This window comes from Micromonospora parathelypteridis (genome assembly GCF_014201145.1).
In the GTDB taxonomy this organism is placed as follows: Bacteria; Actinomycetota; Actinomycetes; order Mycobacteriales; family Micromonosporaceae; genus Micromonospora; species Micromonospora parathelypteridis.
In genome coordinates this window covers 6,220,861-6,233,924 of record NZ_JACHDP010000001.1, presented here as the reverse complement: position 1 = coordinate 6,233,924, position 13,064 = coordinate 6,220,861, and the positions used below count along the sequence as shown (strand labels likewise).

Here is a 13,064-nt window from a genome sequence, read left to right as displayed (position 1 = left end):
GGGCCGTGGCGCTTGCGCCGCGGCCCATCACCGATCGTCAGTTGGCAGATCAGGCGCGCGTGATCCCGGTGTTCATGACCTCGTCGAGCTGCAGCGCCTGCGAGTTCATCGCCTGGCTGAGCGAGGCGGCCGACTCGCCCGCGGCCCCCGCCACGGCGTTGAACTGGGTGGCAACCTCGTTCAGCTCCCCGCCGAGCCGGGCCAGGTCGGCACGGAAGGTCTCGAAGATCTCCTGCACCCGTACCGTCGTCTCGTTGACGCGCGCGTCGAGCTCCGTGCCGACCTCCTCGGCCTGGGCCCGGTTGGCGCCGGTCCACTGGACGCCACCGAAGCTCGCGGTCACCGAGCGGGACTCCTGGCTGACCGCGTGGAGCGCGGACTCGACTGAGGCCTGCGCGCTGCTGATCTGCTCCTGCAGGCCGGCGACGGCGCTGTCGGTGGTCGACAGCACGTTGCCGCCGCAGGCGACCAGGTTGTCACCGAGGATCTGGTACGCGCTGGCGTGCTCCTGGATCTGGGCGACGTCACCACCGAGAATTCCGACGTTCATGGCTGTTCCCCTTCCGTGTGTTGGCTACCAGACGACCCGTGTCGCCTCGGTCACTTGCATTCGTGCTGGCGCACCGTGCCGGTTCCCTGAATCACCACTCCGACCCGCTGAAATCCACGGAAAATCCGTCCGGGATGTCCATCGGCTCCGGCACGTCGAATGAGTCCATCTCGAATGAATCCACGTTGAATGAATCCGCGTTGAACGAGTCCGCGTTGAACGAGTCCGCGTCGAAGTCGTAGCTGTCGAGTGTGAAGTCGTCGAACGCGGCGTCGGACCAGTCCAACTCGGGGGCGAGAGCCGCCGAGTCCAGGGCCGGGCCCAGGAGCGACGGGACGCCGGCGTCATCGGCGAACGAGGGCGTGAACTGCTCCCACATGGCGTCGTCGAAGGTGACGTCGGTGCCGGGTGGAGCGCTGAGGCCCACCATCGTGTCGTACGCCCGGTCGAAGTGCGACTGCGGCACTCCGTCCTGGTGAGCGTTCGTGGCCATGGCCAGTTCGGAGGGCATCGGCAGCGACGCGAGCGGCGGCAACCCGTCGTCGGTGTTCGTCGCTGGCCGGTCCCCACCCTCGGCGTCGCCGGGCCAGTCGAACTGCTCTCGTACGTCGAACGCCAGCATCGTGCCCGACGGCGCGGTGCGGGCGTTCAGCACGTCGTCCACCGAGACTCCGGCCATCTCCGCGATGTTGTACAGCGTGGCGATGTCCTGCGTGGGGAACTTCATGCTGAGCAGCGCCCCGGGGCCGAGCGAGAACCCGTCGGAGAAGTCGCTCTGCTCGGCGGCGCGCAGCGCGTCGTTCGTGGCGCGGAATCCGATGGCGCCGAGGTACGGGATGTTCAACCCCACCAACGTGTCGTTGGTGACATCCGGCAGTTCACCACGCAGCAGCGGACCAAAGTTCACCTCACTGCCCACGGAGGAGACGAAGCCGTAGTGACCAAACTGCGCACTGAGCCCTAGCGATCCGCCGACTGTGAAGCCGTCTACCGGGGCGGCGTCGGAGTCGTTCAACGCGTAGCCGCTCTTCCACCCGAGGTAGACCGACTCGGACCCGTCGTAGAGCCCCTGGACCGACCGCCCCCAGCCGAAGCTGTTGAGGATGGTGTCCGTGGTCCGCGAGCCGCCGTCGAGAATGTGGTTCGGCACGAACGCCGGGTTCTCCGACGCCGCCCACACGTACGGTGACTCGTCGACCGCTCGAGGCCGGAACAGCAGCTCGAACAGGTGCGGTTCCGCTGCCGGCGGACGAGGCACCTCGAAGAACGGGTCGCGTAGGTCCAGGTCCACGCGCTGCACTGCTGGCAGGTCGCTCGCCGCGTCGGAGCCGTCGCGGGGTGCAGGCGTTGCCGGGATCAGGCCGATCGGGTCACCGTCGGTCAGCGTGTCGGTGCTGGCGAGGCCGGCAACCCTGATGCCCTCCGAGCCGTCCAGTCGCGACTGCGGCACGCCGTCCGGATTGTCGGGGAAGAAGAGGATGGTCGGGGGTCCAGGGCGGTCCTCGGGGACGACCAGGATCCGTCCCGGCACGGCGGGGAAGCCGCCCGGCACGGCGAAGGCGCCGGGGTCCGAAGGCACCAGCCCGCCCGGGCCGCCGTACACGTCGCCGTCCGGGGTGACGATCTGCGCGCCCGGAGGAATGACGTGGGTGCCGCTCGGCAACGGGATGACCCGACCATCGGGCATCCGCAGTTCCGTACCGCCGCCGGTCCGGGTCGTGGCCTGCGCCAGGATCAGGTCGTCGGCGTGGCCGCCGACCAGCGTGTCGACGCCCGAGCCGCCCGCCAACGTCACCGTCGCCGAGTCCAGCGTCTGCGCCGGCAGGTCCACCACGGTCTCCGCGCTCTCCGCGGACGCCACCGACGTCCCAGACACCGCGGACGCCACCGACGTCCCAGACACCGCGGACGCCGGGGCGACCAGCGGCGCCGCTGCGACCAGCGGTGCCGGGGCGCCCACGGCGAGGTCGAACGAATCGGCCGCCGGTTGACCAGCCGGGCTGGAGGGTTTGAGGGCCTGGATCACCCGGTCGAGCCGCTGCATGACGATGGGCGCGGCCAGTGCGGGGTTCACGCCGTTGAAGACGCCCTCCAGCACGACGCCGACGTCGGCCACCCGTTCGGCGACCACCGCGCCTCGCGATGTCCGGTCGGCGAGCTGCCCAGCCTGCGCGACCGCCTGCAGGGCGAGGGCTGGACGTCCGGCGTCGGCCGCCGCGATGGCGCGGGCCAGATTGCCCACGATCCCGGTGCCGGTGCCCAGCGAGGCGAGTTCCCCCCGGGTCCGCGCGTCGAAGTCGAACAGCCGCGTGCCGCCGGGGTTCGCCAGAGCCAGGGCGCCGGCGGATACGACGGACAGCCCGTTGCCAAGTGCGCTGAGTGGGTCGCCCTGGTCGAGCGCCTGCACCAGGCCGGCTGCCGGGGCGACCAGCCGGGACGCGTCCCGTACCGACACTCCCAGCCGCACCAGGTCGCCGGCGACACCCTGGTCGATGACGCCGAGGCTGCCGAGTAGCTGACCTCCGTTGCCGAGTGTGCTCGCGGCGGCGCCGAAGCCGGCGTTGATGGCTCCGAGAAGGCTGTCGGCCCGGGTCGCCTGGATGATCGACGCGCTGATGTCGAACGCCCGCTTGGCGTTGCGCAGCACCGACAGCGTGTCTCCGACGTCGAGCAGGTCACCGACGGCGGCGCTCTGCCCGACCAGGCTGGCCGCTCCGGCGGCCGTACCCAGCAGGTCCGCGCCAGCGGTGAACGCCGACAGCCCCGCACCGATCGCCCCCAGCCAGTTGCCGTCGATGGCATGCGACACCGCCTCGGCCGCGTTGATCGCCAACGTAGCGACCCCGAGGGCCTGCAGTCCCGGCACGACCAGACTCGCCACCCCAAGGGCGATCTTGCCAATCTGGAAGATCGCCTTGAACGGATTGTCCTTCCAGGCCGACACGATGGCCTTGCCAACCGACTTGACGGTGTCGACGATGCGGGACAGCAGACCCTTCTTCTTTTTCTTCTTCCGGCTGACGTCGGTCAGCACGCCGAGCGCGTCGAAGGTGAAGCGGAACGTGTACTTGCCCACGTCCTGCTTGCGGCTCGCGGGAATGCCCCACTGCCGAAGGAGGATCAGGAACTCGGGGTTGCCCTCGACCGCGTCCTTGGTGCGCATCCGCAGCCTGCCACGGCCGAGCGCCTCCACGACGTTGCCGCCGACGACAGCGGTCAGCTCCCGTTCGGTGAGCGCCGGGCCACCCACCACCGCGAGGGTCCGGAAGGCCGCGACCACCTGCACGATCCGTTCCCGCAGCTGCGGCCCGTCCGCCGCACCGCCCAGGTAGCTGAGCGCACCGACGAACTGGGCCTGGATGCTCGGTGACTGCGCCAGCGTCCGCGGGACCTGGCTGGCCACGAGCGCGAAGAGTCGCTGCTTCGCGGCTTCGGTCAGCGCGATCGGTGTGGTGCTGGTGAGGTCCACGCCGACGCCGCTCATCAGTTGGCCCGCGAGCTCGGCGATTCCGGCGACGTACGCGTCGGTGACGACCCCGGACTCGCGGCCGAACTCGACGGTGAGTGCGATGCCGGCCTCGTTCGGGATCGCGAACGGGTCGGTGTCACCCTCGAATCCGGTGGGGAGCAGGGCGCTCTGCAGCATCCGGTTGCCGCGCAGGTAGGCCACGGCGGATTCGAACCGCGCCTCCGGGGTGGCCGCGTCCACGCCCGGGTCCACCCAACCGACCCGGGCGGCGAAGGCGAGCGTCTGGGCGAGCTGCGTCGTGTCCGGCCGGTCCGTGGTCCGACCCGTCAGGAACGCGGGAAGGAAGTTGGCGATCGCCGCGAATTCCACCTCGGCTGCGGCGAGCATGGCTGCCAGGTCCGTCGGCGCGCTGTTCGCCGTGGCGAAGTCATGGCTGGCCAACACGTCGCCGAGCTGCGGCAGATCCACCGCTCGGGCGAGCCGGTGATCCAGTTCGACGGTGCCGTTGATCCATTGCAGCAGCCGGCCGGGATCGGCCAGAACGTCGGCCACGCTGCGGCCGTCGGCCCAGAAGTCCTGCCAGAAAACCTCGGTGGTACGCGGCTCGACGGCGCGTCGGAAGAACCCGAGGAAGCCGCGGCCCTCGACCTGCTCGACGGCCTGCCGTACCGGTGGACCGACGTGCTCGATACCGAGGGCGAGCGCCAGCACCTGAAGATCGGGGAGGAGCGCGGCCAGTTGTTCGTCGGTGAGGGCCGGACGCTGCCCGCCGAGCTGCGCGGGCAGCAGCAGCGGGGTCAGGCGGGCGAGTGCGGCGTCCAACGCCGTGTTGGCGCCGGCGCCTGGCAGCCCGAGGAGGATGCCCCGCAGGTCGCGGGGACCGGCGAAGCCCAGCAGTGTGGACAGTGCGCCGCCCAGGTCGGCCTCGGTGGCGCCCAGAGTGGTGGCGGTGCCGCGGGGGTCGATGGTGAAACGCTCGGCCAGGTCCGCCTTGCCGTTGATCCCGGTGCCAAGGGTGGCGAAGCCATCCTGGACCAGTGCCAGTTGCAGCGGTGCCTGGCCGGTGAGCTCGGCGATCTTGAGAGCGGCGAGGGTCTGTCGTCGTACCGTTTCGGTGCGGGTCGCCGTGTCCCGCAGTACCTGGCCCAGTGCCCGCGCACCCTGGATGTCGATCTCGACGTATGTCATGGTCGGCTCCCTCCCCCGCATGCCCTCCTGCGAGGGTCGGACAGCGGAGGTTCGCCGTGGTCACCACAACCGGTTCCCTCCAGGTTTTCGGGAACCGCCGCCGGGGTTCCCGACGAAGGCGAGATGCACGGGCCGCCCGGCCCGGTGCGCCCGCGCTTGTCACCCCCGGAGGTTTTGATGTCCACACCGGTCAGCACTGTTACCACTGCCGAGCCGACCGCCGAGGCGAGCCGGTGGGCCGGCACGCCGTTGGCGACCGAACACTGGTTGGAAGGTGTGTCCGGTTTTCCAGCGGGTGGCGTCGGCGGCCGTGCCGTCCCCGCCGATCCGGCCACCGTCGTCGCGACTGCTCGTGGATTCCGGCTGACCCGTGGACACCTGGACGAGGTGCTGGCATTCGCGGAGTTCCTCGCGGGCGAGGCGCTCGACTTTGACGAGCGGGCCGAGATCGAGCAGGACGTGGCGGACTCCTTCGAGGACTCCCCGAAGCGCGCGTTGCTGTCGTTGCGTCAGCTCGCGGGTGGTGTCCGTCGGGTGACGTCCATCAGCCCGGTCCGGCGTGCCCAGCGCCGGCTTCAGGTGCTCACCACGACCTACCTGCTGGAGTTGCGCAGGCAGACCGACGGACATGAGTTGAGCACATTGATGGCCACGGTCAGCCGGCACAACCCGATCGTCCGGTACCGCGCCGGGGCCGGCATCGTCCTGGTCGCCGACGCGATGGCCGCCCGGATGGAGCAGCACCGGCTGGTGCTGAGCCTGACCGGACGCGGGATCGAGGCGTCCCCGGCGCTCGCGGATCAACTCCTCGACCGGGCCGACAAGGCCGGCCGGATGGAGTTCGCCGAGTTCGCCGGGTCCGAGTTGCGGCTGCTACTGCTACGCGAGTGGCTTCGGGAGCTGGGTAACTCCGAGCTGGACCGGACCCGCGAGGACCTGGACCGCGCGGTCGGGTCGGCCCTCGACGTGGACATTGTGGTGCAGCAGCTCGGCTATCGGGCGTCCTTGGACATCGCAGGCCGGACGTTCTGACCGCACGGGACGAGCCAACCGTCAGTGTGCGCGGCGGTTGGCCCGCAGGGCGCCGAGGAGCACGCCCGGCTTGGCCAGCGACAGTGGGTGCGCCCGCATGGAGACGACCTCGTTGAACCGTCGCGCGGTCGCCACGTCCGTGACGGTCGCGGCGATGATCTGCCTGCTGGCCCAGCTGGTGATCCGGTAGCCGTGCGGGTAGGGCCCGTCGACGTGGGGCAGCGCCAGGTCGGCGGAGGTCGACGTCGACCACGCGGCGTCGACCACGACCTTCTGCAGTGCGAGGTACTCGTGCGCGGGCTGGGTCAGATCCGGGTTGGACCGCAGGTACGTCGACAGGCAGGCCGCGTGCAGGCCCGCGGCCGTCATTCCCTGGCCGTACACCGGGTTGAATGACGCGACGGCGTCGCCGACGCTGATGAGCCCGGCCGGGAACCGCTTCAGCGCGTGGAAGTCGCGTCGTCGGCTGTCGGCATGGTGGTAGGTCTGGACGCCGCCGAGCATCTCCTGGCCGGCGACATCGCCGAACTCGGGTGGAAACTGCTCCCGTAGTCGGCGGATGAAATCCTCCGCGGTGTGGCCGGGACGGTTGTCGCCGTATCCGGCCATCATGGCCATCCACCGGCCATCCTCGATGGCGAAGAACGCGGCGCCGGCCACGTCCGAGGCCATCTTCGCGGTGTGCAGCGCCAGGGCGACCGTCAATGCTGGCGTCACCGCTGGCCGTCGGAACTGGGCCGTCGCGTAGTTCAGGTGCACGCTCATCCGTCGCGTGACGGGCCGGTCCCAGTCGGCCTGCTCCAGCCAGGTCGAGAGTCTGCTCGAACGACCCATCGCGTCCACCGTGAGGTCAGCACTCTCGACGCCGGGCACCCCACCGACGTCGTAACGGACGCCGGTGACCGCGGTGCCGTCGAACACGAGACCGGTGGCACGGGCGGTGACCGTCTTGACGTTCGGCAGCCGGAGCACCTGCTGGCGGATCAGGCCCTCCAGGAGTGGTCGGCTGCCGGCCAGGCTGTCGGCGTCGTCGGGGACGACGACCTTCGGCCGCCCGTCGAGGTAGTTCCGTCTGGCCGCGGGCGGCGCCTCGACCGCCCCACGGGCCAGGGCCTGGTCGCGGAACCCCGGGAACAGGCGCTCGAGTTGGAAGAAGCCGCCGGGCAGCAGCGCGTGCAGCTGCGTCCCCTGGGGTACGCCGGGACGCGCGCCGGTCACCTGCGGGTCGTCGCGGTCGATGATGACGACGCTGTCGGCGTAATCGGACAGCACGCGGGCGGCCAGCAGGCCGGCGACACTGCCGCCGACCACGACTGCCGTGCCCATGGTCGGCGACGGCTGGTCGGGAGGGCGCACCGCGTTCAGCTCGGCGAAGACCCGGGATGGGGAGAGGGACATCGTGCTCTCCAAGGGGTACGAATGGTCGTTCGGCGTGACGCCCGCCGATCGTCGCACATCCACCGAACGCCAACTGACAGTGCCCAGCAGGTGACCGCGTGTCGGCTGATGGGGTCGACGCCAACGACGTTCGGGCGGGTCGGTTGGCACACATCGATGCCAACTGCCACGATCTCCGGCATGTCCGTTGCGCGTCGTACTCTGCTCGGGGCCGGCCTGGCCGCCGCGGCCTCCGCCCTCACCGGCTGCGGTGACAACGGCGCGCCGGAGCCCGGTGCGGCCGGTCCCGGCGACGCGGTGACCGCGACCGACGCCGCCGGGAACAGGGTGGGGTTCGGCTCGGCCGGAAACACCAGGCCGCCCTCCGGCGCGCCGAGCACCACCGCGTCGCCGAGCGGCGGTGCCGTGCCGGCAGGCCAGGCCCGCTACGCGCAGGACGTGACCGCACTGCTCCGCAAGCATCTGCCCGCCACACCGCAGACCGTTACGCACAAGGGCTTCCCCGGTGCCGTCGCTGTCGTCCTGGTCGACGGGAAGACGACAGTGCACACCGCTGTCGGGGAGGCGCTGCGCTACGGCGCGGGCCCGAAGCTCCTCACGGCGAGCAAGCGAGTGGCGATGCGCCCCGACTCGATCTTCGACCTCGCCTCGGTCACGAAGGTGTACACGGCCATCCTGCTGCTGCAGCAGGTCGACAAGGGGCGCGTCGAGCTGGGTGCCCCGGTCCGCGACTACCTGCCCGCCTTCACCGGAGCGGGCAAGGAGCAGATCACCGTCGAGATGCTGCTCACCCACACCAGCGGCCTCCCCGTCGGCGCCAAGGTCACCGGCCTTGCCGACAACGCGGCGCGCTGGAACGCCGTGCTCACCACCGGGCTGGTCTCCGGCGCCGTGCCCGGGGACACGTTCCGCTATTCCAGCGTCGGGCTCATGGTCGCCGGCAAGATCGTCGAGAAGGTCACCGGTCAGCGGCTCGACCAGGCGCTCAAGAGCAACCTCACCGGCCCGCTCGGCCTGAAAGACACCGGCTTCAACCCCAACACCTGGCTGTCGAGCAACGCGAAGGCCAGCCGCCTCGCCGCCACCGACGCCCGCTCGTCTCGGGGTCTGCTCCGTGGCACCGTCCACGACGACGTCGCCAACCACCTCGGCGGCATCGCCGGTCACGCCGGCGTCTTCGCGACCGCCGCCGATCTCGCGGCCATCGGGCAGATGCTCCTCAACGGGGGGACCCACCAGGGCAAGCGCATCCTCGCCGCGGCGACCGTGCGCCAGATGCTCACCAACCACAACGCCGGGAAGCCCGCCGTCGACCCCGAGCGGCCCAACCGGACCGCCGCCCACGGCCTCGGGGTCGTCCTCAACCAGACGTGGTTCATGGGCAGGCTGGCATCGAGCCGGACCTTCGGCCACACCGGCTTCGCCGGCCCGTCGCTCCTGGTCGACCCCAATCGCAAACTCGTCCTCGCCCTGCTCACCAACCGCGCGCACCCGAACTGGAGTTGGGCGAACCCCGATCCGGTCCGCGCCGCCGTCGGCGACCTGCTCGCCAGAGAGGTCAACTGACCGAGGGCCCGGCAGGAAGGTGTGGACCGTCGCGCCCCGCCCTGACACGATACTTGCGCTAGTAGTGCAAATACTTCGTCCCTCAAGGTGGAGGACCGATGCACACGTCTCGCCGCAGATTGCTCTCCGTGCTGGCCGGGGTCGCGCTCGCCGTCAGCCTGTCCGTCGCCCCCGTCCCCCGCGCCGCCGAAGCCGCCGCCACACCGACGTACCGTCCCGTGATCTTCGTGCACGGCAGTGCCGGATCGGCCTCGCAATTCCAGTCCCAGGCCAAACGGCTGGCCAGCAACGGCTACCCGATCGACATCATCGAAGCGCACGAGTACGACTCACCGAACATCGCGGCGATCCTGCCCCAGGTCTACGCGGGGCTCGACGCGCGGATCTCCCGCCTGCTGGCGGCGACCGGCACGGACAAGGTCGACCTGCTCGCGCACTCCCTGGGCACCTTCGTCATGCAGGGCTATCTGACCAGTTCACCGGCGCGCGCCGCCCGGGTCGCGCACTATGTCAACCTGGACGGGCGCACCGCGACCTCCCCGCCGGGCGGCGTGCCCACCCTCGCGATCTGGGGTGAGGGCGACCCGGCCCGCGCCATCGTCGGCGCGACAAACGTGTACCTCCCCGACCAGTCCCACACCCAGACCGTGTCGTCGCCGGAGTCGTTCGGCGAGATCTTCGGTTTCCTCCAGGGTCGCGCGCCCCGCACGACGCGGATCGTGCCCCAACTATTCGGTGCGGCGCGGGTCTCTGGCCGCGCGGTGCTCTTCCCGAGCAACGTCGGCGTCACCGACGCGACTCTCGAGGTCTACCCGGTCAACCCCCTGACCGGCGGTCGGCTGTCGCACCGGCCCGCGCATCGGGTGTCCCTGAGTGGCGATGGCTCGTTCGGCCCCTTCGCGGTGCTCGCCACGGCCCGCTACGAGTTCGCGATCGTGCGCCCCGGCGCCGCTACCCACCACTTCTACTTCCAGCCGTTCCTGCGCTCGGATTCGTTCCTACGGCTGGCGACCAGCGTGCCGGGCGAGGGTCTCGGCGCGCTGGTCGACACCAGCGACCGGCACACGGCGCTGACGATCCAACGCCAGAAGGAATGGTGGGGGGACCAGGGCGATGCCGGCGACAACCTCTGGATCAACGGCAGGGATGTCCTGAACGCGGCGAACACGCCACGCCTCAAGAGGACGATCGCCATCTTCGCGTTCGACGACGGCAGCGACGGCGTGACCGATCTGACCGCTCCGTTGCCGGAGTTCTTCAGCCAGACCTTCATCACCGGCATGGACCTGTTCATCCCGGCGACCCCGGCGCATCTCGGCCTCGTGCGGCTGACCGTGGGTCAGCGCGGCGGCGGGTACGACGTGATCACCGTGCCCAACTGGAGATCGAGCGCGCATCGGGTGACGGTCAGCGTCGACGACTTCTGAGCGCCTGCCGCGAGCGTGCTGGGCGGTCTGCGCCCGCAGCGGGTCCGGCCACCTCAACTCGTGATGGTGGCCGGCACCCGCTCCCGTGAGCGGCGCAGGGCGGCGAAGCTGACCACTCCCAGCACCAGCCCGAGGATCGCCAGGACGACGCCCACCCGGGCCGGTGCGAGGTAACCGAGTCCCGCGGTGATGGCGACACTGCCCAGGAGTGCTCCCAGGCTGTTCGCGATGTTCGTGGCCGACTGGTTGAGCGCCGCGCCCATCAGCTGCGCTCCCGGGGCAGCGGTGATCAGACACGCCTGCAGGACCGGGCCGAGATAGAGACTTGTCGCGCCGACCAGGAACGCGCCCACGAACAGGCCGACAGGGGTCGACGCGACGAGGCTGAACACGGCGATGCTGACGATCATCGCGACGAAGCCGATGACCAAGCTCCGTTGCAGGTCGCGGTCTGCGAACCAGCCGCCCAGGGCATTCCCGACGGTCATGCCGAGACCCACCGCGACCAGCGCCCACGGCACCGTCGCGGCCGAGAGACCGGCGACGTCGGTGGTGACCGGTGCGATGTAGGTGTTCACCGCGAAGAACCCGGCGAAACCGACCGCGCCCGTTACGGCGACCAGCCAGACCTGCGGTGTTCGCAGCGCCCGCAACTCGGCGGCCGGCGAGCCGTCGACCGCCGCGGCCACCTCCGGAACGACCGCCAGCACCGCCAGCAGGGTGAGCACGAAGACGCCGGCGATGACCAGGTAGGCGGCGCGCCAGCCGGCCGCCTGCCCGAGCCGTGTGATGAGGGGTACGCCGACCACGTTGCTCACCGTCAGGCCGCTGAGCACGATGGCGAAACCACGGGCCTCGTTGCCGGGGCCCATCAGGGTCGCCGCGAGCAGGCCGGCTGCTCCGAAGTACGCGCCGTGCGGCAGCGCGGCCGCGAACCGAGCCACCAGCACCAGATCGAAGGTCGGGGCGATCGCGGAGGCGACAGTGCCCACGGCGAAGAGGACGAGCAGCCCGAGGACGAGCTTCTTACGGGGCAGGCGCGCGCTCAGCGCGGCGATCAGGGGCGCCCCCACGACCACGCCGAGCGCGTACGCGGTGATCATCCAGCCGGCCCGGGCGACCGCGCCCGACGACGACTGGGCGTACTCCTGTGGGAGCAGGCCGCGGGCGATGTCCGGCAGTAGGCCCATCGCCACGAACTCGGTCAGGCCGATCGCGACTCCACCCAGCGCCAGTGCGACGAGCGCCGCCACCCGTCGACCTCTGCTCATTCCGATCACCGAGAGAATTTAGCAACAGCGTTGCGTAATAGGGTGGCGAGATGACTCGCATCACTGCGGACGTCAACTTCCTGCGCGGCTACAACCAGGCACTGGTCATGGCGGTAGGACGTACCGTCCGAACGTTCGAACGTTCGACCGTGGTCGAGGCCACCGGCCTGACGCCGCAGGCCGTCTCGAAGGTCATCGCCCGCCTGACCGTCGACGGCCTGATCCGCCCCACCGGCGCCCGCCGCCCCGGCGTCGGCAAGCCCGCGGTCGTCTACGAACTCGTCCCCCACAGCCGGTACGCGATCGGCGCCCACGTCGCCCGGCGCACGCTGCGGCTGGTCCTGGTCGATCTCGCCGGCACCGTGCACCATTCGGCGGTCAGCCCGTTACCCGGCGACTTCACCCCGCAGCAGCTGCTCGACGCCCTGGCATCCGGCATCGAGGCGATCACCGGCATCAACGACCTCGGGGGTCGACTCACCGGTGTGGGCATCGGCATGATCGGCCCGCTGGACCACGCCCACGGTCTGGTCCGCGGCGCCCACGGTCTGCGCCACTGGCACGACGTGCCGCTGCGCGAGATCGCCGAGAAACACCTGGGCCTGCCCGTCCACCTCGACAAGGACGTCACCGCCGGGATCACGGCCGAGGCCTGGCGACACGGCGCGACGTTCGGCGACGCGGCTCTCATCATGATCGAGTCCGGCATTGGCGGCGGCTTCTGGCTGGGCGGCACCGCCCACCGGGGCGCACACACCAACGCGGGAGAATTCGGTCACACGGTCGTCGACCTGAACGGGCCCCGCTGCGTCTGCGGCCGTGACGGATGTCTGGAGATCGTGCACAACCACGCCGCCGAGGCCGGGGACGTCGCACGCGCCGCACGTGTCGTGGCAGTGGGCGTGGTCAACCTGCTCCAGACACTCGACCTCGCCCACGTGGTGCTGGCGGGCGCGGATCTCCTGCGGCATTCGAGCACCTACCTGGCGGCAGTCGCCGAGGCCGTTGAGGCGGATGCGCGACGCACGGACTGGCTCACCACGAAGGTGGCCCTGTCCAGTCTCGGCGCGGACGTCATCGCGGCGGGCGCCGCCATGCAGGTCCTCGACCAGCACTACGGCATCCCGGAGCTTGCCCCGATCTGAGGGCCGACCACTCCCCCT

The 13,064-nt window shown here is 70.5% G+C and carries 8 protein-coding genes; 4 read left to right on the top strand and 4 right to left on the bottom strand.

Annotation, left to right across the window (positions count from 1 at the left end; translation table 11 throughout):
• Nucleotides 1-49 precede the first annotated feature (49 nt).
• Complete coding sequence (locus HNR20_RS27995) at nt 50-550, bottom strand: hypothetical protein (protein WP_184185869.1); 501 nt, start codon at nt 548-550, stop codon at nt 50-52.
• Nucleotides 551-641: 91 nt separating this feature from the next.
• Nucleotides 642-5,207, bottom strand: a complete 4,566-nt coding sequence (locus tag HNR20_RS27990; RefSeq protein WP_184185866.1) for a hypothetical protein — start codon at nt 5,205-5,207, stop codon at nt 642-644.
• 177 nt (nt 5,208-5,384) lie between these two features.
• Between HNR20_RS27990 and HNR20_RS27985 the strand changes: the two genes are divergently transcribed.
• Nucleotides 5,385-6,239, top strand: a complete 855-nt coding sequence (locus HNR20_RS27985; RefSeq protein ID WP_184185863.1) for a hypothetical protein — start codon at nt 5,385-5,387, stop codon at nt 6,237-6,239.
• A gap of 21 nt (nt 6,240-6,260) precedes the next feature.
• Here HNR20_RS27985 and HNR20_RS27980 read toward each other — a convergent pair whose 3' ends face one another.
• A complete protein-coding gene (locus HNR20_RS27980) occupies nt 6,261-7,637 on the bottom strand; it encodes an FAD-dependent oxidoreductase (protein WP_184185860.1) in 1,377 nt (458 codons plus the stop codon).
• Between the two features lie 180 nt (nt 7,638-7,817).
• On the opposite strand from HNR20_RS27980, the gene HNR20_RS27975 reads away from it, so the two are divergent.
• On the top strand, nt 7,818-9,203 hold the full coding sequence (locus HNR20_RS27975) for a serine hydrolase domain-containing protein (protein ID WP_184185857.1): 1,386 nt from the start codon (nt 7,818-7,820) through the stop codon (nt 9,201-9,203).
• Nucleotides 9,204-9,301: 98 nt separating this feature from the next.
• The gene (locus HNR20_RS27970) at nt 9,302-10,630 is read left to right on the top strand and encodes an alpha/beta hydrolase (RefSeq protein ID WP_184185854.1); all 1,329 of its coding nucleotides are present in this window, start codon (nt 9,302-9,304) and stop codon (nt 10,628-10,630) included.
• A gap of 53 nt (nt 10,631-10,683) precedes the next feature.
• Here HNR20_RS27970 and HNR20_RS27965 read toward each other — a convergent pair whose 3' ends face one another.
• A complete protein-coding gene (locus tag HNR20_RS27965) occupies nt 10,684-11,901 on the bottom strand; it encodes an MFS transporter (protein WP_221309947.1) in 1,218 nt (405 codons plus the stop codon).
• A gap of 50 nt (nt 11,902-11,951) precedes the next feature.
• On the opposite strand from HNR20_RS27965, the gene HNR20_RS27960 reads away from it, so the two are divergent.
• Nucleotides 11,952-13,046 carry an ROK family transcriptional regulator gene (locus HNR20_RS27960; protein WP_184185848.1) on the top strand — a complete coding sequence of 365 codons (1,095 nt, stop codon included), beginning with the start codon at nt 11,952-11,954 and terminating at the stop codon, nt 13,044-13,046.
• Nucleotides 13,047-13,064 lie beyond the last annotated feature (18 nt).

Bases quoted from the DNA above. Each gene is read 5' to 3' on its own strand.
- HNR20_RS27970 (WP_184185854.1), top strand. From the start codon at position 9,302: ATGCACACGTCTCGCCGCAGATTGCTCTCCGTGCTGGCCGGGGTCGCG.
- HNR20_RS27980 (WP_184185860.1), bottom strand. From the start codon at position 7,637: ATGTCCCTCTCCCCATCCCGGGTCTTCGCCGAGCTGAACGCGGTGCGC.
- HNR20_RS27975 (WP_184185857.1), top strand. From the start codon at position 7,818: ATGTCCGTTGCGCGTCGTACTCTGCTCGGGGCCGGCCTGGCCGCCGCG.
- HNR20_RS27960 (WP_184185848.1), top strand. From the start codon at position 11,952: ATGACTCGCATCACTGCGGACGTCAACTTCCTGCGCGGCTACAACCAG.
- HNR20_RS27965 (WP_221309947.1), bottom strand. From the start codon at position 11,901: ATGAGCAGAGGTCGACGGGTGGCGGCGCTCGTCGCACTGGCGCTGGGT.
- HNR20_RS27995 (WP_184185869.1), bottom strand. From the start codon at position 550: ATGAACGTCGGAATTCTCGGTGGTGACGTCGCCCAGATCCAGGAGCAC.
- HNR20_RS27990 (WP_184185866.1), bottom strand. From the start codon at position 5,207: ATGACATACGTCGAGATCGACATCCAGGGTGCGCGGGCACTGGGCCAG.
- HNR20_RS27985 (WP_184185863.1), top strand. From the start codon at position 5,385: ATGTCCACACCGGTCAGCACTGTTACCACTGCCGAGCCGACCGCCGAG.